Genomic DNA, 22,780 nt, shown 5'->3' with positions numbered 1-22,780 from the left:
GCCTTAATATCAATTAATTATGCTACGAACAATCATAATTTTATCAATGCTTTTTACGGGCATTGCAGGGGGAGCTATATGCCAAACCACAGCCAAATACGACACCATGAATGTGTTGGAAGGTATTCGTCCTCCCATCCTGCTCTCTAATTTTGGCAAACGTGCAGATGTATTTTCGCATGAAGAGGTTATCAAAAACACCAATAAAATAACAATAGACTTCGGCAGTAAAAATCAGTTATTAATAGACTTCTACGGCAGTGATTTTGATTTAAAAATCAACGCCGACTCTCTCCTAAGAAATTTCTGGGCTGATTACCAATTAGTGAAAGAAAGTCTTAGAAAAGATGCTACCAAGAAAATTACCTATTTTGGTAAAAATCATTATGTCAGTGGTCAACCATTAATTGACCTTGTTTATTATCCGCAAAAAGAAGTTTTACGGATAGCCAAAGATAGTGAAGTGCAATCGGTACAACTCTTACAAGACACCCTCGTTTTGGTTAATTATCAGGATAAAGCCGTATCGGAATTGGTAAAGTCTCACAATAGAATTTTCAAAACCTATCCGTCTCAGCAGTTTACGTTTGTGCTCAATAGTCTGGATGAAATCAGAGATATTTTAGAGGTGAATATTAACCAAAGCATTATTGAAGCAGTAGAAAGGGCAAGAAATGAACGAAAAAGCGCCTCAGCTTGGAAAATGGTAAAAGTAGAAAATGATGTAGCCAACCAGAAAATTAAATCTTCTGTAGTAGGTGGCCCCTTACTGGATATGCTGATAATTAATGCTGATATAGGTCTAGGCACTTATCGGGATATGTTTGTACCGTCTACTAGTGTTACTGTAAGTTTAGTATCCGATAATTACCTAAAAAAGGGCTTTGCTATAGGTGCACAGGCATATTTTCCTCATAATTACAAACCCGATAATACGTATCAATTCAGTACCAAAATCATGCCTTTTGCCGGAATGACATTCTATAAGAAAAAAGGAGGAAAAAGCTCTGATATAGAATTAAAGGCCGGATTATTTGCTGGTTATGCCGAGAAATCCATCAAAATATTTGCTTGGTATCATGTTACACCATGGCTTAAGTTCCAACCTGAAATTAACATCTTTGGCAAACAGTCGCCTGTTGGGTTGCGGGTGGCAGTGGGTTTTTAATGAATATCAGCTAAGACAATAATTTTAAGTATAAATTATCGACAGCATTTTCATTAATTGTTGGCACTCCCCTTCCTAAACACCTCAAAATGACTAATACGATGAAATCGAAAATACTACTCGCTATTCTTTTTACACTAATCTTTTCACCAACAACGTTTTCACAAAACCCGACAAAAGAAAGCATTTCTGTTAAAGGTATAATTATCCAACAAGAAAATAATCTACCGCTTTCTTATGTAAGTATTGGCGTGCTTAATAAATCAATTGGCACACTTACAGATACCCTTGGGAACTTTAGTTTTCAAGTCAGTCAGCAGAATTTAGCAGATACCTTACAAATTAGTTTAGTTGGATATTTCCCAAAGAAAATTGTCGTGAAAAACTTTATTGAGAGGAAAGAAAATACAATCAGGCTAAGCATAAAAATTATAGAACTGGCAGAAGTAAGCATAATTAAAAGTAAAACAAATACCGAAACAATTGGTCGGCAAAGTAATGCAAAATTCATTCAGGTTTCTATTCACAATAAAAAGTCAGTTGAAGAAACGATTGGTTCAGAAATGGGCATGAGGTTTAAAACTAAAAACACAAATACCTCTTTAAAAGACTTTAGCTTCAATCTTTCAGGCAACAATTTTAACTATATTAAATACCGTATAAACATCTATGCTGTGAAAGATAATATGCCGGATACATTAATTTATAACAAGCAAATTTTTAAGACTGTCGATAATTTTAAAACAGGCTGGATAAAGGTTGACTTGGAGCCTTATCATATACAAGTACCACAAGACTTCATAGTAACGGTTCAATGGGTTGAGAGCAGAATGGATAAAAAAGAAAGCCCTATTACATTACTCCCTGTTGCCAAGACATTTTTTTCAAAAAACTGTTACGCAAGAATTGCCAGTCAGGACAAGTGGAAAAGACTGGGTATGAATTTGAGCAGTTTTGTAACATTGAGTTATTAATCACTAAAACACCTGTTGGCTTGCGTGTAGCCGTAGGATTTTAATCAAAAACATAAAATGCAAAAATCACTTTTTATAGCAATTATCTCTTTGCTTGTATATGCCTGTGCTGTGTCTGACACTAAAACCAGTGAACCCACAAAATCGCTCAGAAAAGACATCACACTTTATTCAGAAGCCGTAAAAGACTCATTCTATATATCGGTGCAATTGCCCGAGGGTTATCACGAAAACCCTGATAAGAAATACCCTACAGCCTATGTAACAGATGCCAATTTCTATTTCCCGATGTTGGCTGGGATTGTAAGCCAGTACCAAACAGCCGGACTCTTACCACCTATGATACTCGTCGGCATTGGTTACAAATCTTTTCCCTTGATGGATTCGCTGAGAGTACGTGATTACTTATATCCTGCTGCAATCCCATCGGACGAGATGCAAACACCGGGCGGTGGCAAAAACTTTAATGATTTCATTGTTAGTCAGCTAATACCTTACATCGATGCTAATTTCCATGCAGATACAACAAACCGCAGCTTACTTGGGCATTCGTTTGGTGGGTATTTCAGCCTCTATGCATTATTAAACCAGATTGAGAGCAATCGCTCTACTTTTAAAAGTATTGCTTCGGCTAGCCCTAGCTTGTGGTACAATAACTTTTATCTGAATCAACTGACAGAAAAATTGCAGAACCGAAGTACCAAAGACTCTCTCAATTTATTTCTGACTGTGGGAGGTTCAGAAGAGCAAACATGGAATGTTGCTCCAGTACAGAAGCTCGCAGCCAGTATCAGAAAAGCACCAGTTGAGAATCTGGCTTTTCAGGAACATATCTATAGCGACTTAGAACACATGGACGTAGCCCTGATTTCGTTTACCAAAGCATTGCAGGCGTTCTATAAAATGCCCGAGAATCAATAAACTTTAAAGCTAAAAATGTCTTTTCAGGCTTATGATTCGGCAATATTCTATACCTTTGCACAAATTTTTCACCAAAGGGTAAGAGAATTATGGCAGAACCAAATATTGAATTTCTTTACAAGTATTTAAACAATGCTTCTCCTACTGGTTTCGAAGCATCAGGACAACAAATCTGGCTCGATTACATAAAGCCATACATTGATACACAACTGGTTGATGTTTATGGCACAGCCGTTGGCGTGATTAATCCCGGAAAACCCTATAAAGTTGTCATTGAAGGGCACTCTGACGAAATATCGTGGTTTGTGAATTATATCACAGAAGACGGATACATTTATGTGCGTCGAAATGGTGGTTCCGACCATCAGATTGCTCCCTCAAAAAGAGTAAACATACACACACGTAAGGGTATTGTAAAAGGCATTTTCGGCTGGCCTGCCATTCACGTACGTGAGTCGGCCACAGAAGAAAGACCAACGCTAAAAAACATCTTTATTGATGTGGGTGCTGCCAAAAAAGCAGAGGTTGAAGAAATGGGTATTCATGTAGGTTGCGTGATTACGTTTGAAGATACCCTGATGGAATTGAACAATAAATTCTATGTAGGTCGTGCGCTTGATAACCGCATTGGTGGCTATATCATTGCAGAAGTAGCCCGCAAACTGAAAGAAAACAACATACAATTGCCGTTTACTTTGTATATAGTAAACTCGGTGCAAGAAGAAATCGGGCTTCGTGGAGCTGAAATGATTTCGAGAAGATTGAAACCAGATGTAGCTATTTGCTGCGATGTGATTCATGATACGCAGTCGCCGATGTATAACAAAAAACTAGATGGCGATTTGGCTTGTGGCCGTGGCCCTGTTTTAACCTACGGACCAGCGGTACAAAACAACCTACTCAATTTTATGATTGATGTAGCTGTCGAAAAATCGATTCCTTTCCAGAGAGCAGCCGCCAGCCGCTCAACAGGTACCGATACCGATGCATTTGCGTATTCGGCAGAGGGTGTAGCTTCGGCTTTAATCTCACTACCGCAAAAGTATATGCACACAACGGTTGAGACCTGCCACAAAGACGATATTCAGGCTTGTATCGATTTATACTACGAAATTTTGCTCAAACTAGAAGCCGGACAAGATTTCAGCTATATTAAGTAAGTCTTTAGCATACAAGAAAAGCCACTCTTCACAAAAGGAGTGGCTTTTTTGTTGCATAAAAATTATCTTGCTACTCAATTCAAAACCCCTCTTATGCAAGCTAATCAACTTAAGTGGCTGATATTCGCTCTTGCCCTACTCAAAATAGGCTTTCATTTATATTTTCATGATATGCTCGAACCTCATCGAGACGAATTACTCTATTTTTCTCTAGGTACACATCCGGCAGGTGGCTATGCTTCTGTGCCCCCTATGATTGGTATATTGGCATTTTTGCTCATGAAAACCATAGGTTTTTCAGCATTGGCTATCAAAATCTTACCCGCTCTGTTAGGTGGAGCAATGGTTTTGCTAACTGCACGATTAACTGAACAGTTAGGTGGTTCTTGGTTTGCACAAATTCTGGCGGTTTTAGGTATCTTTTTAGCGCCTATTTTTATCCGCCCTTTTTACCTTTATCAACCAGTTGTTTTTGATATTTTCTTTTGGACACTCCTATTTTATTTTACTATCAGGTATCTGAATACGCATCAGCAAAAATATTTGTTGTATTTGGGCATAGCGGCAGGTTTTGCTATACTTAATAAGCATCTGGTAGTATTACAGCTAGGTAGCTTGTGCATTGCGTTTTTATTAAGTACCGAAAGAAAAGTACTTACACAAAAGTCTTTCTTCTATGCTATTTTGCTTTGTATCGTCATAGCATCGCCTAACATTATCTGGCAGTTAAGCCATGGGCTTTCGAGTATTAAACATATTGGTGCACTTAATAAACACCAGCTAGTACATTTAAGCAGAGTCAATTTTCTGAAAGAACAACTGATGATGCCTGGTATCTTTTGCCTACTTACCTGTGCAGGGCTCGTTGCTCTTTTATTCTCTCAAAAATTAAGTAAATATCGTCTGCTTGGCGTTACTCTTCTGTTGGTAATCGGCATTCTGTTTGTGGCTAAGGGTAAAGGATATTATACAGCAGGAGTATTCCCTTTGGCTTTAGCTGCTGGCGCTGTCTGGTGGGAAACTTTTCTTAAACAAAGGTATTTCCGAATTGCTTTAGCTGGCGTCTTAGTATGTCTATCTATCTTCTTGATTCCGATTGGTATTCCCACAGATACACCCGAAAATCTGGCTGTTCATTTCAAAAACTTTGCCCCAAAATATGGCATGGAAGGAATGCTCAGACACGAAGACGGCAAAATTCATGCTTTACCACAAGACTACGCCGATATGCTGGGCTGGGAAGAATTAGCGAAAATCACCAGTAATGCTTATAATCAAGCACCTGATAAAAACAATGTGCTGATTTATTGCGAAAATTACGGGCAAGCATCAGCCGTTAATATATTAGGCAAAAAGTATGGTTTACCAGAGCCTGTTAGTTTCTCCGACAATTACTATTATTGGTTTCCAAGAAAACTGCCTGCCAGCACCGATACCTTTATTTACATAAATGACGAATTGGGAGAGGATATAAATAATCTTTTTGCCGATGTAAAACTGGTGGGTAAAATCAGTAATCCTTTAGCCCGTGAATATGGCACGCAGGTTTATTTATGCCAGCAACCACGCAGAAATTTCAGCCAGTTCTGGAGCGAGCGAGTAGCTGAATTGGAGAGTCCTTTTTAAAATTCTAAAATCAAGAAACTTTTCAGCCTGCAAAGTCGTTTTTATATCAGCATTAAATTAATAATAATCAACCGTTTGAAGGTCATGGTAACAGTAACAGAAATAGCAAAGAATAAAATCATTGAATTAAGAGAAAAAGATGGCTTAGCAGGTAATCCTGGTGTAAGGGTAGCTGTTGAAGGCGGTGGTTGTTCGGGATTGATGTATGATTTGAAATTTGATTTTGAAGCTCGTCCAAACGACCATGTTTTTGAAGACAACGGTATTAAGGTATTTGTAGATAAAAAAAGCCTTTTATACCTGATTGGCACTGAATTAGATTTTTCAGATGGCTTAAACGGTAAAGGTTTCCAATTCAAAAATCCTAATGCCACTCGTACTTGTGGCTGCGGAGAAAGTTTTGCAGTTTAATACACTTAGCGTAAAATATATGTGCCACGCCTGTACTTCAACAAGTATGGGCGTGGCACTATTAGTTTTGCAGGGTGGCACGGCTATACTCGTCCAAAAAAGGCCGTGGCACACTTAATGCTTAAAACTGACATATTTTGCTAAAAATAAGCGTGAATGACCTTATAATCAGCTAGACTCGAGGTAACCTTAGTAGGCAAAAATAAGCGTGACATGACCTCATTCTTCCGAGTATAGCCAAGCCACGCTTATGTAAACGCTTAATATTTATCAATTAGCCCGATAATACATCGTTGAGCTATTTTCTTTTCTTAATATATGTTTAGCCATTACCTGAATTGACTCAGGCGTTACGGCTGCTATTTTCTCTGCATCCTGGTTACACCAGTCGGCGTTGCCGGCATTAGCTGCAAAAGCCAGATTCATGGCTCTGTTCAACAATTCAACCTCAGCAAAAGCCAAAGTAGATTCGCTCTGGTTTTTTACCTTTTGCAATTCAGTATCTTCTACCCTATTATTAACCAAATCAGCTAAAATCTCTTCAATAGCTGCATCGGCAGTTTCTAATTTAACGCCTTCATTCAAGTTTCCTTGCACCATCAACAGACCCGGATCAAGCGAAGCAGTAATATAGGCAGAAATATTATTGAACAATTGCTTCTCTTTTACAAGCTTGGTATAAAGTCTTGATGATTTCCCTCTGCCCAATAAATCACTTAGTAGGTCAGCATTGTAAAAATCAGGATCAAAACGACCCGGCATGTGGTATGCCTTGTATATACCATTTAGAGGTACTTTTGCAGAAGTTTCTAAAAACTTTGCCTCAGTTTGCATACTTTCCTGTGGCAGATTTCTTACATATTTTTCTCCCGGTGGAATCGGCTCAAACCATTTTTCACAAAGGTATTTTACTTGTGCCACAGTTACATCGCCGGCCACAACCAGAATAGCATTATTGGGCAGATAATATTTAAAGAAGAAATGTTTTACATCATCCATTGTAGCCTCTTCTATATGGCTGATTTCCTTACCAATAGTAGCCCATTTATAAGGGTGTGTGTCATAAACCAATGGGCGTAGTTTCAACCACACATCACCATAAGGTTGGTTGAGGTAACGTTGCTTAAATTCTTCAATTACAACTTTACGTTGTACTTCTAGTACTTTTTCATCGAACGAGAGGCTCATCATACGGTCAGATTCCAGCCAGAAAGCCGTCTCAATATTTTTGGCGGGAAGCGTAATATAGTAATTAGTAATATCAGGCGAGGTAAAGGCATTGTTTTCGCCGCCTACTTTTTGCAGGGGTTCATCATACGAAGGTATATTTTTTGAGCCACCAAACATCAGGTGTTCAAAAAGGTGAGCAAAGCCTGTTTTTTTTTCGTCTTCGTCTCTTGAACCTACATTGTATAATATATTCACAGCAGCCATTGGTGTTGTATGGTCTTCGTGCACATACACTTCCAGTCCGTTTTTCAGCGTAAAATGTTCGTAGCTAATCATTAATTGCGATTTGGGTTTTAGAATCTTAACATATTGTTAAGCCTATTCTAACATAACACTAATCACAAATGTAAGGTTTCTGATGAGTTTCGAAAAATGCAGAATATATTTTATCTCGACAAGTTAGAGAAAAAAGTAGCTATTCGGGCTCTGAAAAAATACACAGCTAATAATATAAGCACAAATAAACCTATCCAAAGATAAATGATATTGTTTGAAGCAATCGGAATTACCGAAGATTTGCCAATCAATACAAAATTCGACCAATAAAATGGGTGGTCTGACTCGTTCTGAATTAAGTCTATTTTTGATAAGCGAATGGCTTCATCAGTAGCGTAGCCTTTTTTCAGATAATAGTAAAACTTCTCTGATAATTTGGCAATGCTTTCGTCGTGGGCGTTCCAGAGTGTAGTAATAACCGATGGACAACCAGCAAACTGAAATGCTCTTGCAAGGCTTATAATTCCTTCTCCTTTTCTGATTTGCCCTTTACCTGTTTCACAGGCACTTAGCACCACCAATTGGGTATTTTCTAAAGATAAATTGTAGAGTTCTGGCGTATACAATTTAAAATCTTTACCCTCAGGATACAAAGCAATAAAAGATTTCAAAGGCTCGGCATCATTTACCTGTGCATGAGTAGCAAAGTGGATAATACCTTTGTTGCGGTAAGTTTCCTGAAAATTCAGCTTAGTGGCTCTATTATCCTGAAAAATCTGTCCACTTATTTCGCCTATTTCGTTGCTCGAAGCCGGCAAGGTTTTAAAGCCCTTGTCTCTGAAAATACCAGACTGCTTACCATTACTAAATGGCGCATAGGCGATAATATCGCTCTGTGGTTTATTAATATCGTTGTCGAAGTGTAATGATGCGGAATTGGCATAAGAAATAGTATAATCAAACAATAGGTAGTCTGACTCTCCTTTTTTCTCTAGTATTTCAAAAGGCAAAAAGCCCAGAATATCATGGCGGGCAATTATCAGCTTCTTCGACTTCTTCATTATAGGTTCAATCGGAGCTAATAATGCTTCATAAATTCTTTTTGATAATTGGTGCCCTTTGTAGGCATCAATATTTGGTGGGGTATTTACTTTAGCGTATAACTCAAGTACAAGGTTATTTATTTCAGAAGCCTTTTCGTGTTTAACAATGTTATAAGATTCTTTACCAACAGCCAGGTAATACAATACATTTTCACCTAAAAAATAATCGACAAAGGCGGTATTTTTATCAATTTTCTGCTGTGTTTCTTTCAGTGAAATCAGGTGGTTATCATACTTGAGTTTATAATAACTTTTCGACTCCTGCTCAATTTTCTTGGTAAGATGATTTAACTGAATTTTGGCGTCAGATAAATCAGAAAGCGTTTTTTCATTGCCTGCTTCCATTAGCCTTATTTGTAATTTCACAATCTTCTGACGCAGAGCCGCTTCCTGATTCAGCACATCTTCGTTCAACGATTTAGGACGTATCTTTTGTTCTTTTACTGCATCCCATAAGGTGGCCGATTTGCTGGCTTCTAAGGCATAAAAAAACTTCTCAGCCCATACTATCGACCGAGTGGCTTTCCACTGCTCAAACAACTTAGAAAGTGCCTTTTCGTAAACCGGATACACCTTTTCGCTGTAAAACAGCTTCGACTCAGGCATATCAAAAGTTTTACGCAAATGCGTAGCAAACTTAATAGCTGCAATGTAAGTATCAGCCGATAAGGCCGGATTTGAACTCGACAATAAATCTGCCTTTTGATTCAATGCTATAAACAGCTCTTGGGGTGCACTCATAGCCTCAAAAGTATGGCTGGCGTTTACACTTAAATATTTATAAGAGCTATCGGCAGCTACCATAGCTTTTTCGCTATGCAATAGTGCTTCTTTTATATTACCTTTTTTCTGATAAATTTCGCTTAGGCCGTTTTCAATACGTGCTACCTGAATACCCTGCGAATGTTTAAAAATACGAACAAAATCTTTCAGAGCATTTTTATAGGTGTTTTCGGCTCTGGCTAAATCGTTTAGCTGTACGTAAGCATCGGCTCTCATTATCTGTATATAAATCCAGATACGAGGTTGTTGCTCCTGCGCCTTCCTATAAAACTTCTCTGCATCTGCAAGTGCTTTCAATGCATTGGCTGGCTGGTTCATCTGATTATAGCAACGCCCTATCGACAAATGAATATTAGCGATTTTATCATCGCTTTCAGCTAGTGGCAGTGCTTCTTTCAGTAAGGCAAGCGCATTTTCATATTGTTTTTTTTCTCTGTAATACCTTGCCATATTACTCAAAACCGCATACTGGTTTAGCGTAATTTTCTCTTGCTTGGCAATTTGTCTGGCTTGTTGAAAATAATAGAAACTTTGCTCGGTATCTCCCAGGTCATCAATCAAACGACCATAGTTGCTCAGGAAAGTAATAACAAAAGCGGGTATTTTTTTCTGAAGTTCTTTATGTTGTAATAAAAAATCGTAGCCTTTTTTGAAATGTTTTTCTGCCATATTAAGCTTGCTAGGCATTCGTCGGTAATACTCCGAAAGCTCGGCGTTTAACTGGAAGAAATACAAATCTTTTTTCTCACCGTTGAAGTATTTTAATGCATCAAAACTCTCGAGCATCACTTCTGAGGCGTGCTCGTAGTCATCATTAATTACATAAATATCTACCGCTGTAAACAAATACATCTCCAGATAATTCTCGTAATCTTTTTTATCAAGAAGTTTCTTCTGAAGGCCCTTATAAGTTTTCAGTGCTTGTTCGGTAGTAATCTCGTGGTTGTTCAGGCTAGTATATACCTTATCTCTTACCTGTTGAATTTGCATTGCCTGATCTTTCGACTGCGCCCATACATTCAACACGCATACAGCAAATACAGATATAAGAAGATTTTTTCTCATACTAAAACATTAGCTTTATGACTAAATACATATCGATTGCCCTTCACTAAAAATCAACCGTTTTCGGTACCTGCTGTTGGCGGTGGTACTCTTGGAGGGTCGGCAACTTTTAAGTTAGGGTTTTTCGTTGAGAAGTTCAACGTCGACGGGACGTCAGAATTCATGGCGTTTATATAATAATTATTCAAATACTCCGAACGGTTCTTAATATTACCGCTTCTATCAAAATACTGCTCAATATTACTTGAGCTTGGGCGGTGGGTAAAGATTCTCATGCGGAAATTTGGCAAATTTTTTGACTTAGCTATGAAGTAAATCAGCCCATAATTACTCTGGGGTTTATTTTGTCCTCTCGGGAATGTCAGTGTACCATCATTCACAGCGAACCATGGCGATGTACTGAAAATATTGTATGCCTGCGGGCTAAGCCCCATTGCTTTGTATAAATCAATTGCGGTTTCAGGTGTAATTAGCTTATCAAAGAAACCCACAAATGGCGCATATATTTCGGTATATACACGGTTGGTAAATCTGTAAGCTTTTAAACCAAATATATTGCTTTCGCGGCGCTCAAAACTACCCGATTCTCTTACTTTATAAGTAAGGGTAGTTTCGTCTGCATCAGTAATCAAATCAATTGGTTGGTTATACGTGTACGGATTCACCCATTTACTTTGGTTGATGATATTCAGCAGGTCGTACTGCGATAGAATCTGTAACTGCCACGGGAGTGTAGTTTCAAAAACTATTACATCCTGATTATCCATCAAAAAACCATTAGGCTGTACGCCACTATTACTCAATACAGGCTTAACCTTTCCGATTCCGTTATCGCCAACCTTAAATGCCCCAATATTATTGGCGGTATATACGGTATTGGTTCCAACTTTTGTGTTTTCGATAGTAAATGATTCGATATTTGCAAGCTGTACACCCGAGTAGGCTTGTTCGTTACAACCTATACAGCTCCAGGTTGTTCCGTTATACACCCTCACAACATTAAAAGTCGCATCAAATACCATCATACCTACCTTCGGAGACTGAATCGAAGATAATTCCTCATTCTTTAGTACAGGTAGTTGGATATTTGCAGTCTGACCAGCAGTAATTGTTGTTGATTGTGAGAAAGCGCCAACCGTAAACGTGAATAGTAAGAATAAAGTAGAGTAAATTTTTTTCATTACAACGTCAGTGATTTTAATATAGTATAGACCTTGGCAAAACTTATGAACTTAACAAATATCTTTGAATTTTTGTTGTAAGGAAAACTTTGTTGAGATTTTTTTTAAGTATAACTTTGAACAAAGTCAATATCCCCCTATTTTTATTCAAAATGAGGGGGAATGTTGAGCTAATTAACCCTAACCCTAGTAAAATTTTGGGTGAGGGGTTTTGTTTTATGGCTATAGAGTTAACTTGTGTGTATTAATATCAGTCGAATATCGTTTTGTAACCACAAAGCATATAATTTTTTTTACTAGCCTGTTTAGGCATTTTACCAAAATCAATTATAAGCCTTGTGTAGATTTAGTAAGCACTGAACTCTGAACATTAATATCAGCAGAAGTAAATTTGTAACCATTAATTTTTCTTTTTTTTTATTTTTTTTTTTTGTTACCAAAATACTGGGTTGTTTTGCATAATTATTGCTTAGTAAACTACTACTAAGCAAGCTGTTAAAATTAAACTAACTGTAAATTTTTACTGAGTGATTACTATACTTTTTAAAGGCCCTAAAAAAAAAATCTTTCCGGAGGTTACATAAAAGGGGGGCATTGATATTAATAGATATAATATGATCCTTGGCTTATCAAAACACCCGTCAGATGAATCAATTGTTGAGGGGATTCTGGCAGGTGGACGTAAAGAACATGAGGCGTTAGTAGCATTATATAAGAAATTTCATGTTTCTTTGGAGAGGTTCATTATCCATAGAAGCACCGGAAGAGATTATGCAAAGCAACCAGAGGACATCATTTGGGAAGCCATTGAAGCATTTGTTGTGAACGTAAAAAAAGGTAGTTTTACCCTCAAAGATGCTACATTAGAGACTTACCTGAAAAGTATTTGTAAAAATTTATGGTTTAGATATATTTCGCAAGAGGCTTCAAGAGAGGAGCGTCAGAATAAATATATGGCCGAGTGGGATAAACTGGAAGATGATGTGAGCGATATGCTCATAGAAAAAGAAAACTGGGAGAATTACATCAATCTTGTAAATAAACTCGGAAAAAATTGTAAACAAATATTAGATATGCGCCTTATTGAGGGCTTATCAATGCAAGAAATTTCACAAAAACTTATAGCCAACGGGACATTTGAAAACGACCAAACGGTAAGAAATGCCAAAAGTAAGTGCTTGAAAAAAATAATGGAATTGATTACCTCAAATCATCAATAAATATTTTTAAACACTATGGATGATATTCTGCAAAATCAGATTGAAGATTATGTAGCAGGCATAATGCCAGAGAAAACTAAACTAGAATTTGAAAAGCTAATTAGAAACGACCTTAATTTACACCAACAAGTTGAAGACCTTAGACTCGTACAAGAGGCCTTTTTAAGGGCTCATGTGCGTACTAGTGTAGCAAATGCCCGTACACACATTCACAAACCCAAACGTGGCTTGAGTTACATACTGGGTACTGTTAGTACAGCAGCAGCTATTGTAGTTTTTCTTTTATCTACCACTGTTACCTTCTCGCCAAAGAAGTTTAACTACCGGGGCGATGGTGTTTCGGTGAGCACCGAAACCCAGGTGCGTGCCAACGATTACCAAAAAGCTACCCAGCTTTTGGAAAACGAACAAAACCTGCCAGAGGCAATCAAGATTCTTGAGCGCTTGAAAGCTGATGAAAACGTAAGTAAAAACTTCCGTAACGAATCAAAATGGTTGTTGGTGGTGGCTTATCTACAAGTAGGTGAAGCAACAAAAGCCGAAAAGACTTTTGACGAAGTGAAATGGGAAGATACAGGCCGCCCTTTCTCAAAATGGGAAATCACTAAAATTCATTGGCAGATTTTCTGGGGTAAAACCTTTTGATTAAATATCTTTACTTCATATACTAAGGCTGCTTTTATACCAAAGCAGCCTTATTTTTTATACCAATATTTGCTTACGCCCGGCTTATACGTTTGAGTACAATTATGATTGGCTTTGTGTAGAAATGCTAACTCAGATATCTCTTCTTAGAATCTCTTTTCTCGAATCTCATTAAAAATCCTTAGTTTTACCCTAACTTTAAAATTTATACGATAAAACAAATTAAAATTATATTATGAATATTCGAGTTGGGCAGGGTTATGATGTACATCAATTAGGCGAAGGATACGACCTGTGGCTGGGTGGTGTAAAAATACCACATAGTGTTGGTTCGGTTGGGCATTCAGATGCTGATGTACTCTTACATGCCATTTGTGATGCGCTTTTAGGGGCCGCAGCTATGGGCGATATTGGTAAACATTTCAAAAATACCGACCCACGCTGGAAAGGTATCGACAGTAAAATATTACTCAAAATAGTAGCAGAAATGCTCGATAAAGAAGGCTATAAAATTGGTAATATCGATTCAACGGTTTGTTTGCAAGAGCCTAAAATAGGTAAGTATATTCCTGAAATGATAAAAGCCATTGCCGGAGTAACCAATCTGCCCGAAAATTGTATCTCAATCAAAGCTACTACAACCGAAGAAATGGGCTTTGTAGGCCGCAAAGAAGGTTTAGAAGCGCATGCCATTGCATTAATTTATAAGGCTTAATCAATCAAATTCCGACGGAGGCACAACGTTTATGTCTCCGTTGGGGTACACCTGCCATACCTATACCAAAACTCCTTAATCGGGTATTTCTATCTTCTTTCCCAAAAACTTAGGTTTGGTGGCTATCAGGTAATCGACAAAAACTTTTACTCTGGCTAGCTTTTCTCTTAACATCACGCCCTCGGCATAGCCGTCTCTGGCATTAAAGCCATTAGCTACAATACCTTCTTTTGAAGCAATAAACAGCGCTCGCTCATTATGGAATAATTGAGAGATAACAGTAACCGAATCTTGTCCGAAAACCTCTTTCAACCGTACCATTGAATCAAAAGTCCGGAAACCTGCATAATCAAGATAAATATTGGCAGAGTCAATGCCGGCTTTTATCAAATCATCACGCATCATTTCGGGCTCGTTGTATTCTTTTCGGCCGTTGTCTCCGCTAATAACCAGATATTTTATCTTACCGGCTTTCATTAAATCGGTAGCTGCTTTAATTCTATGTTTATAATAAGGATTCATAAATCCCTTTCTTTTGGTATTTCTGGCTGTGCCTAGTAGCAAACCTACCCTGCTATACGGAATATCATCAACGCTTGTGTAGACTTTACCTTTGGCCGATTTCTTAATGGTAGCATCACATACATATACTGCTATTGCGGCAACAATCAACAGCCCAAATAAGGATAAGACAATGCGTTTTTTCTTGTTCATAATTTTAGAAACTGTGAGTACAAAACGTATTTTGCTCTAATAAAAATATATAGATAAATAAGAGCAAGAAAATTTTCATGAATTTATATTCTCAAATCACATACTATTCTTCTGAAACATGCCATTCGTCTGCCGAAAATTTATCATTATTCGTTATATTGCAAAAATCATTTATAAACTACCTAAGATAATTAATGAAAAAGTTTGCATTAGCCACTACTATTTTATTAACTACCGGCCAGCTATTTGCCCAACAAATTAAAATTGGAGACAATGCCGGTGCAGTTACTTTCGAGGAATACGAGCCTAAATCAACCTTAGTTGTTCCGGGGAAGCCTATCACGCGTGCCAAGTTTCCTTTTATTGATATTCATAACCACCAATGGGAAATGAATGGCAAAGACGATTTGAATAAGCTCATCACAGAAATGGACAAATTAAATATGGGCATTATGGTGAATCTGAGCGGCCGTGGGTTTAATCAGGACGAAGCCAAGAGTACCGCAGGTCTGGTAAAGCAAATTGAAAGTGTAAAGACTTATTACCCTAATCGTTTTGCTATTTTTACCAACATTGATTTTTCTAAAATAAATGAGCCTGACTGGACAGCCAAAGCGGTAAAAACCTTGGAAGATGATGTAAAACTACGTGGAGCCAAAGGGCTTAAAATCTATAAGAGCTTAGGATTTAATGTAAAAGACAATGGTAAGATTGTACCCGTTGACGACCCTCGCATTGACCCTATCTGGAAAAAAGCAGGCGAATTGGGAATTCCGGTATTAATCCATACTGCCGACCCTTCTTCTTTCTGGGACCCTATCAATGCACAGAACGAGCGTTGGTTAGAATTAAAAACGCACCCGGGCCGCAAACGTGACGCCTCTGCCGGAAAAGAATTTACATGGGAAGAACTACTTGTGCAACAACACAATGTTTTCAGAAAAAACCCTAAAACCATCTTCATCAACGCACACATGGGTTGGTACCCGAATAATCTGGCAAAACTTGATAGTCTGATGGATGCATTCCCGAATATGTATGCCGAAATTGGTGCTGTAATTGCCGAGTTAGGCCGCCAACCACGCACAGCTAAGAAATTCTTTGAAAAACGTCAGGACCGTATCTTATTCGGAAAAGACTCTTGGGTGCCCGATGAATATCAGACGTACTTCCGTGTACTGGAGTCAGAAGATGAGTATTTTCCTTACCATAAAAAATACCATGCTTACTGGCGCATGTATGGCTTAGGGCTGCCAGACGAAGTATTGAAAAAAGTGTACTACAAAAACGCCTTGAAAATAGTACCCGGCCTTGATAAGGGTCAGTTTCCGAAGTAAATCTAAACTAAACAAATACTTACATGAAGAAACACTTCATCATTGCTCTTACTTTGATTTTGAGCAGCGGAATTGCTTTTTCTCAAAAAAAGAAAAAAGCAACCACTAACCCACCCGATAAACTTGAACTTTTGAAACAAGAGGTTATCAAGAAAATTGATGAACGCCAGAAGTTTACACAAGAAGTAAACGACCAGATTTTCAGTTTTGGCGAATTAGGCTTTCAGGAATTTGAAACCTCAAAATACCTTACTGAATTGCTTGAGAAAAACGGTTTTACTGTAGAAAGAGGTGTGGCAGGTATGCCTACCGCCTGGATTGCTAAATGGGGCTCGGGCAAACCCGTGATTGCCATTGGTTCTGATGTAGATTGTATTCCGAAAGCCTCACAAAAACCCGGTGTTGCCTACAAAGACCCTATTGTAGATGGCGCACCCGGCCACGGCGAAGGCCACAACTCGGGGCAGGCGCTTAATATTACAGCCATGATTGCCCTGAAAGAAATCATGGAAAGAGAGAAACTATCGGGTACATTAATGCTATGGCCGGGTATTGCCGAAGAGCAGGTAGGAGCCAAAGCCATTTTTGTACGTGATGGCTATTTTAAAGATGTTGATGCCTGTATATTTACCCATGTGAGCGATAACCTTTCGGTATCGTGGGGAGATGCCGGAAATACCGGATTGGTTTCAGTAAAATTTCATTTTGAAGGAGCAGCAGCCCATGCAGCAGGTGCACCGTGGCGTGGCAGAAGTGCCCTTGACGCCGTTGAGTTAATGAACATAGGCTGGAACTACAAACGTGAGCACCTGGAAACTACACAACGCTCGCACTATGTGATTTCAGATGGTGGAGACCAACCAAACGTTGTGCCGTCTAAAGCTACTGTATGGTATTATTTCCGTGAGCGTACTTACCCTAGAATCAAAAATCTTTTTGATAACGGTATCAAGATGGCACAAGGCGCATCTATCATGACCGACACCAAATTTACTTACGAAATACTTGGTAGTGCCTGGCCGGGGCATTTTAATAAGCCTATTGCCGAAACCATGTTTTATAATATAAAACGTATAGGCTTACCTGAGTGGTCGGCAGAAGACCAGCTTCTGGCAAAAGCCAGCCAGAAAGAACTCAATTCACCTAAAACTGACGGACTAGCCATGAAACTAGATACTATGGGTGAGCCTGTGTATTCGCCAAATATTATTCGTCAGGGTGGCTCTGATGATATTGCTGATATTTCGTGGTCTTTGCCTACTGTTGTGTTGCGTTATCCGTCGAATATGCCGGGTATGCCGGGGCATCACTGGGCCAATGCAATTACAATGGCCACGCCTATTGCCCACAAAGGCTGTACCGCAGGGGCAAAAGTAGAAGCACTTACAGTATTAGATATGCTTTTTAAGCCTGAAATTATTAAAAATGCTTGGGAGTATTATAACAAAGAGCAAACGAAAGAAATAAAATATACTCCGCTGATTTCGAAAGATGATAAGCCGGCTATTCAGTTGAATAAAGAGATTATGGAGAAATTCCGTCCGGAAATGAGTAAGTATTATTATGATGCTACTAAATACAAAACCTATCTTGAGCAATTGGGTATTAAGTATCCGACAGTAAGAGAAGAAGCGAAAAAATAAAGAAAATGTCGAGTGTCGATTGCAGAATGTCAAATTAAGAAAACCTTATTCGACAATCTGCAATCGACACTCGACATTAAAAAAATTTATTTAATCGTTGAAAAATCAGTAGGTGTCATGTATATTGATTCTACTTTTTCGGCCAGTTTACCGTTTCTCTCCGATTCTTCACGGGCTTTAACCCATGTCGGGTCTTTTCTGAAAGCCTCAAAAGATGCTTTACCAGCCTCTTCACTTTTATGACCTAAGAAATACACTAGTTTCGGCTGCGCTCCATCTTTTTCGATAGTTGTCCAGTAAGCAATGTTATCCATACCATGTTTCTTGAAAAGTTTTACAGTATGGTTTCTGAAACGTGCCAGTAAATCATTCAATTTATCAGGCCCTGGAGTGTATATTCTTAATTCAAAAACTCTTTCAGGGTTTTTCTTCTGCGCTTTTACAGCCGGAGAGAAATCTGTTAAGTTCATAAATATTGATTCTACTTTGGCTACTATCTTGCCGTTTTCCTCAGATTTTTCTCTTACAGTTTTCCACTCAGGGTCAGCACCGAAGGCTTTCCACGAAGCATCTCGTGCTTCTTTGCTCGGGTACGACAATACATAATAGAGGGCATTTTGTTCATTTGATATAGGCACCCAGTATCCAACGTTGGTCATACCATGTTTTTCAAACAATTTGGTAGTATGATTTCTGAAACGAGTCAACAAATCGGGTAGTTTACCTGCTTCGCAGTAATAAATCCGCATCTCGTAGTAGCGGGTGTCTTGTTTGTGGGCAAAGGCAGCCATAGTAAACAATAAGGCCATAAATAGGCTGATTGATTTTTTCATAGAATAAGGTTGATTAGAATACAAATGTATTTCATTATGTAGAAAATACATTCATTACTTCTATGATATTTTTATACATAACTACGTACTTTATAAACCTTTAATCTATGGCTGTTGAAGTACCTCTTCGGTGGTAAACACTTCTTCAATCAATTCTTCTACAATTTTATCAAGCCCTTCGTACCAATCAAGGTGTGGCGAGTGCTTATCGCACCCTCCGGCATGGGGCACACATTGTGTATATTCATGCTGATGATGACAAGCCGGGCATCGGCCAATAGTTTCAAAAGTATTCCAGATATGGCCGCAATGGCATTGCCAATGTTCGCCTCCGTCTGGTTCCCAAGCGCATTTAGGGCACCGAATCTTCATAGTCTCTATAATTTTGGTGCAATATACACAAAAAAAGCTCCCCTACATCTGAGAGAAGCTTCTGGCTTATTTCATTAATTAAAATCCTAAACAGCGTCTTTTATCAAGTCAACTATTTTTCCCAAGGTTTTTTTTGCCGACGAAGCAGCCAATTTAGCACTTGTATCTTGCCCATTTAGTTTCTTTACAGCTCCAGAAACAGCATCTACCAAAGTACCTAGTTTATCTTGGTCTTTAACATTAAGCGCTTCTTTGCCTGCATTCAACAGATTCAGGCTACCAGTAAGACTTTCGGCATTGCCAAGCAAACCATTTTTGCCTTCACTCAACAAATTATTTATCTGGTTTGCACCCACTACCAATCTTATGGTATTAATTACCTTGCCAAGTACGTCTGTTTTCAGAGTACCCTCGGTAGCCAATGGAATAAGATTTTTAAGCTCTCCTGCTTGTCCAAGCAATTTAGCTTTCATATCGTTTCCTCTTGTATTAGCCTCGCTTTCCAAGGCAATACTGCCGTCTTTCAGGGTTTCGGCCAACTTTTGTTTCTCATTCTGTTGAGAAAGCACCATAGCTTTGTCCAGCAAATCTTCTAAGGTTACTCTTTGTGCAAACGAGGTGTGCGCAAAGACAAGCATGCATCCAGCAATCAAATAAGCAAATACTTGTTTTTTCATTTTTTACTTTTTTCGTTGAAACTCCTTTTGTCTTGTATTAAGACTCAAAATTAAGGAAAAAGACACCTAACAAATAATTAATAAATTCTTAAATGTTTCTTAATAGACTATTTTAGAACGTAATTGGTTGTAAGTTATTTCTAAAATTTTATTAAATGTTGTGCCATTAATTTCATAAACCCCATAGTATCACCCAATTACGCATACACCTACCTTCTATTATTTTATTGCTGTATCTTTGCAGTAAAGACCGATAATAAACTGTACATGCAAATAATTGAAGTAGGAGACAATCCAAAACTCCAGAAAGAGTTTCTGGAATTTCCGGCAAGACTTTATAAAACAAACCCCTACTGGATTCGTCCATTAGATAACGACATTGAGAAGGTTTTCGACCCTAAAAAAAATCCATTATTAAAAGATAACAATTGTATCAGATGGCTTGCCATTGACGAACAAGGCCAGACAATAGCCCGGGTCGCTGCCTTTATTAATCCGAATACGGTGGTACATAGTAACGACCAACCAACGGGCGGCATGGGTTTCTTTGAGTGTATCAACAATAACAAAGTGGCATTTGCTATGTTCGATAAGTGCAAAGAATGGCTAAAAGAAAGAGGTATGGAAGCCATGGAAGGGCCAATTAACTTTGGTGAGCGTGATAACTGGTGGGGGCTATTGGTTGACCCTTATGATGCCGAGCCTACCTGGTCGATGTTTTACCATCATGCCTATTACCGACAATTTTTTGAAGACTATGGCTTTCGGGATTATTTTCAGCAATATACATTTCTGTTGCCACTTGAAGAAAAAGAGGCTCGCAAAGTTGTGCGCCCAGCACTTTTCGAAATTGCGAACCGTGTGTACAATACACCTGGTTATGATTTTCGCCATGTTGATAAAAAGCACTTATCGAAATTTGCGCAGGATTTCAGAACTATTTATAACAAAGCCTGGGCTAAAAATATGGCGGCCGGAGAAATGACCGCCGAACGTGCCGAAGCGATTATGCAAATGATGAAGCCGATACTAGAAGAAGAGCTGATGTGGTTTGGGTATCATAACGATAAACCCATTGCATTTTCAATTATGATACCAGAACTGAACCAGATTATCAAGCATTTAAACGGTAAGCTAAACTGGATAGGAAAGCTAAAATGGCTGTATCATCAATTAATGAAAACCAATCATAAAGCAAGAGGGGTAATTTTTGGCGTGATACCCGAATACCAAGGGCGTGGGATAGAGTCAGCCATTTCACTGGCATTTTCAAAAGCTTGCTGGCGGCCAAATTATCAATATAAAATACTTGAATTAAACTGGATAGCCGATTTCAACCCAAATATGCTGAAAGTAACACAAATATTGGGTGCTAAAAAGTTTAAAACTTATATTACCTACCGCTATCTGTTCGACCACACCAAGCCGTTCAAACGGCACCCTGTCTTATAAAAATTAGTATCAGCATTAGTAAAAGCAGGTAAAAACCTCTCTTTTTCTGATGAAACACATAGCTATAATCGCTATTTAATGAGGATTTTTATTAATTTTGTGCCGTTTTTACTAAACACACCATTAAGTTTAATTTTTCATTCTAAACAAAAATTGCCCACAGTTTTATAACAGGGCCTAGCATTTATGTCTTTACTTACAGTTGGTTCGGTGGCATTCGATAAAATTGAAACACCTTTCGGCAAAACAGATAAAATTATTGGCGGAGCCGCTACTTTTATTACCCTTACAGCTTCTTATTTTGTTAAAGAAAATAACCTTGTAGCAGTAGTTGGAGAAGATTTTCCGCAAAGCATGATTGAGGTGCTCGAAACACATGGAGTAAATACAGAAGGCTTAGAAATTGTAGAAGGTGGAAAAACGTTTTTCTGGTCAGGTCGCTACCACAATGATATGAATTCTCGTGATAGCCTTGAAACTCAACTGAATGTAATGGGTGATTTTGACCCAAAAATACCGGAAGCATACCAAGACTGTAAATATTTGATGCTAGGGAATACATCGCCTGAGATACAGATGCGTGTATTAACCCGTTTGCGTAACCGCCCTAAGTTTGTAATGGTTGATACCATGAACCTATGGATTGACATTGCGAATGTTGATTTAAAAGCACTATTGAAAGAAGTAGACTGTTTGACTATCAACGATGAAGAGGCACGTATGCTTTCTGGCGATTACTCGCTTCGCAGAGCAGCCAAAACTATTATGGCGATGGGGCCTAAAACCCTAATCATCAAAAAAGGTGAGCATGGTGCTTTGTTGTTTCAGGAAGATAACATTTTCTTCTGCCCTGCGCTTCCTTTAGAAGAAGTATTTGACCCAACAGGTGCAGGCGATACTTTTGCAGGTGGTTTTATAGCCTATCTGGCACAAACTGATGATCTGAGCTTCGAAAACATGAAACGTGCCATTATTTACGGGTCGGCTATGGCTTCTTATTGTGTTGAAAAATTCGGTTCTGAAAGAATACAGAACCTGACACAGGAAGAAATTACTAGCCGAATTAACGAATTTAAAAAACTGGCAAGTTTTGATTTGAAATAAAACGCTTTATTATAAGTACCTAAAGAGGCCGTCTCAAAAGAAAATAGCACAAAATATTATTTGGCAAGACACTGACCCCACTCCCCAACCCCTCTCCCCAACTGTGGGGAGAGGGGCTTTTTTGTCCCCTCCCCATTGTTGGGGAGGGTTAGGGTGGGGTCTTTTCCAAATATTATTTGGTACAAAAAACTTTTGAGACAGCCTCTTTTTTATTTTCTGGCATATATTTC

The 22,780-nt window shown here is 38.4% G+C and carries 20 protein-coding genes; 13 read left to right on the top strand and 7 right to left on the bottom strand.

Translation table 11 applies throughout. The features are described from left to right. The first annotated feature begins 19 nt into the window (after nt 1–19). The 6 genes from WAE64_RS05650 to WAE64_RS05625 all read left to right on the top strand — a co-directional run bounded on the left by WAE64_RS05650 (nt 20) and on the right by WAE64_RS05625 (nt 6,260). Nucleotides 20–1,168: a hypothetical protein gene (locus tag WAE64_RS05650; RefSeq protein WP_340235261.1), complete on the top strand. Its 1,149-nt coding sequence runs from the start codon at nt 20–22 to the stop codon at nt 1,166–1,168. A gap of 101 nt (nt 1,169–1,269) precedes the next feature. Continuing rightward, nucleotides 1,270–2,142 (top strand): carboxypeptidase-like regulatory domain-containing protein, encoded by an 873-nt coding sequence (locus WAE64_RS05645; RefSeq protein ID WP_340235260.1) that lies wholly within the window; start codon nt 1,270–1,272, stop codon nt 2,140–2,142. 57 nt (nt 2,143–2,199) lie between these two features. Next, nucleotides 2,200–3,063, top strand: coding sequence for an alpha/beta hydrolase (locus WAE64_RS05640; protein ID WP_340235259.1), 864 nt, complete (start codon nt 2,200–2,202; stop codon nt 3,061–3,063). 89 nt (nt 3,064–3,152) lie between these two features. Beyond that, nucleotides 3,153–4,223 carry a M42 family metallopeptidase gene (locus tag WAE64_RS05635; protein ID WP_340235258.1) on the top strand — a complete coding sequence of 357 codons (1,071 nt, stop codon included), beginning with the start codon at nt 3,153–3,155 and terminating at the stop codon, nt 4,221–4,223. 93 nt (nt 4,224–4,316) lie between these two features. Further along, complete coding sequence (locus WAE64_RS05630; RefSeq protein WP_340235257.1) at nt 4,317–5,849, top strand: ArnT family glycosyltransferase; 1,533 nt, start codon at nt 4,317–4,319, stop codon at nt 5,847–5,849. Between the two features lie 84 nt (nt 5,850–5,933). Then, complete coding sequence (locus tag WAE64_RS05625; RefSeq protein ID WP_340235256.1) at nt 5,934–6,260, top strand: HesB/IscA family protein; 327 nt, start codon at nt 5,934–5,936, stop codon at nt 6,258–6,260. A gap of 270 nt (nt 6,261–6,530) precedes the next feature. Here WAE64_RS05625 and WAE64_RS05620 read toward each other — a convergent pair whose 3' ends face one another. From WAE64_RS05620 to WAE64_RS05610, 3 genes are all read right to left on the bottom strand, one after another. Next, nucleotides 6,531–7,766 carry a M16 family metallopeptidase gene (locus tag WAE64_RS05620; RefSeq protein WP_340235255.1) on the bottom strand — a complete coding sequence of 412 codons (1,236 nt, stop codon included), beginning with the start codon at nt 7,764–7,766 and terminating at the stop codon, nt 6,531–6,533. A 110-nt stretch (nt 7,767–7,876) separates the two neighbouring features. Next, nucleotides 7,877–10,657, bottom strand: a complete 2,781-nt coding sequence (locus tag WAE64_RS05615) for a CHAT domain-containing protein (protein WP_340235254.1) — start codon at nt 10,655–10,657, stop codon at nt 7,877–7,879. Nucleotides 10,658–10,710: 53 nt separating this feature from the next. Continuing rightward, nucleotides 10,711–11,838 carry a hypothetical protein gene (locus WAE64_RS05610; RefSeq protein WP_340235253.1) on the bottom strand — a complete coding sequence of 376 codons (1,128 nt, stop codon included), beginning with the start codon at nt 11,836–11,838 and terminating at the stop codon, nt 10,711–10,713. A 614-nt stretch (nt 11,839–12,452) separates the two neighbouring features. Here WAE64_RS05610 and WAE64_RS05605 point away from each other — a divergent pair. From WAE64_RS05605 to ispF, 3 genes are all read left to right on the top strand, one after another. Next, nucleotides 12,453–13,058: an RNA polymerase sigma factor gene (locus WAE64_RS05605; protein WP_340235252.1), complete on the top strand. Its 606-nt coding sequence runs from the start codon at nt 12,453–12,455 to the stop codon at nt 13,056–13,058. 15 nt (nt 13,059–13,073) lie between these two features. Beyond that, nucleotides 13,074–13,703 carry a hypothetical protein gene (locus tag WAE64_RS05600; protein ID WP_340235251.1) on the top strand — a complete coding sequence of 210 codons (630 nt, stop codon included), beginning with the start codon at nt 13,074–13,076 and terminating at the stop codon, nt 13,701–13,703. Between the two features lie 235 nt (nt 13,704–13,938). Beyond that, nucleotides 13,939–14,418 carry a 2-C-methyl-D-erythritol 2,4-cyclodiphosphate synthase gene (ispF, locus tag WAE64_RS05595; RefSeq protein ID WP_340235250.1) on the top strand — a complete coding sequence of 160 codons (480 nt, stop codon included), beginning with the start codon at nt 13,939–13,941 and terminating at the stop codon, nt 14,416–14,418. 75 nt (nt 14,419–14,493) lie between these two features. Here ispF and WAE64_RS05590 read toward each other — a convergent pair whose 3' ends face one another. Continuing rightward, the gene (locus WAE64_RS05590; RefSeq protein ID WP_340235249.1) at nt 14,494–15,132 is read right to left on the bottom strand and encodes a SanA/YdcF family protein; all 639 of its coding nucleotides are present in this window, start codon (nt 15,130–15,132) and stop codon (nt 14,494–14,496) included. Between the two features lie 194 nt (nt 15,133–15,326). On the opposite strand from WAE64_RS05590, the gene WAE64_RS05585 reads away from it, so the two are divergent. Together WAE64_RS05585 and WAE64_RS05580 are read left to right on the top strand one after the other, a co-directional pair. After that, nucleotides 15,327–16,469, top strand: a complete 1,143-nt coding sequence (locus tag WAE64_RS05585) for an amidohydrolase family protein (RefSeq protein ID WP_340235248.1) — start codon at nt 15,327–15,329, stop codon at nt 16,467–16,469. A gap of 23 nt (nt 16,470–16,492) precedes the next feature. Then, on the top strand, nt 16,493–18,112 hold the full coding sequence (locus WAE64_RS05580; RefSeq protein WP_340235247.1) for an amidohydrolase: 1,620 nt from the start codon (nt 16,493–16,495) through the stop codon (nt 18,110–18,112). A gap of 86 nt (nt 18,113–18,198) precedes the next feature. Here WAE64_RS05580 and WAE64_RS05575 read toward each other — a convergent pair whose 3' ends face one another. From WAE64_RS05575 to WAE64_RS05565, 3 genes are all read right to left on the bottom strand, one after another. Beyond that, on the bottom strand, nt 18,199–18,945 hold the full coding sequence (locus tag WAE64_RS05575; RefSeq protein ID WP_340235246.1) for an NIPSNAP family protein: 747 nt from the start codon (nt 18,943–18,945) through the stop codon (nt 18,199–18,201). 105 nt (nt 18,946–19,050) lie between these two features. After that, nucleotides 19,051–19,317 (bottom strand): hypothetical protein, encoded by a 267-nt coding sequence (locus WAE64_RS05570; protein ID WP_340235245.1) that lies wholly within the window; start codon nt 19,315–19,317, stop codon nt 19,051–19,053. An 86-nt stretch (nt 19,318–19,403) separates the two neighbouring features. Next, nucleotides 19,404–19,994: a hypothetical protein gene (locus WAE64_RS05565; protein ID WP_340235244.1), complete on the bottom strand. Its 591-nt coding sequence runs from the start codon at nt 19,992–19,994 to the stop codon at nt 19,404–19,406. A gap of 267 nt (nt 19,995–20,261) precedes the next feature. Here WAE64_RS05565 and WAE64_RS05560 point away from each other — a divergent pair, with 267 nt between their 5' ends. Continuing rightward, nucleotides 20,262–21,446 (top strand): hypothetical protein, encoded by a 1,185-nt coding sequence (locus WAE64_RS05560; protein ID WP_340235243.1) that lies wholly within the window; start codon nt 20,262–20,264, stop codon nt 21,444–21,446. 186 nt (nt 21,447–21,632) lie between these two features. Continuing rightward, on the top strand, nt 21,633–22,550 hold the full coding sequence (locus tag WAE64_RS05555; protein WP_340235242.1) for a PfkB family carbohydrate kinase: 918 nt from the start codon (nt 21,633–21,635) through the stop codon (nt 22,548–22,550). The last annotated feature ends 230 nt before the right edge of the window (nt 22,551–22,780 follow it).

Source organism: Emticicia soli (assembly GCF_037860775.1).
Taxonomy (GTDB): Bacteria; Bacteroidota; Bacteroidia; order Cytophagales; family Spirosomataceae; genus Emticicia; species Emticicia soli.
This window is presented reverse-complemented; position numbering and strand designations above follow the sequence as displayed.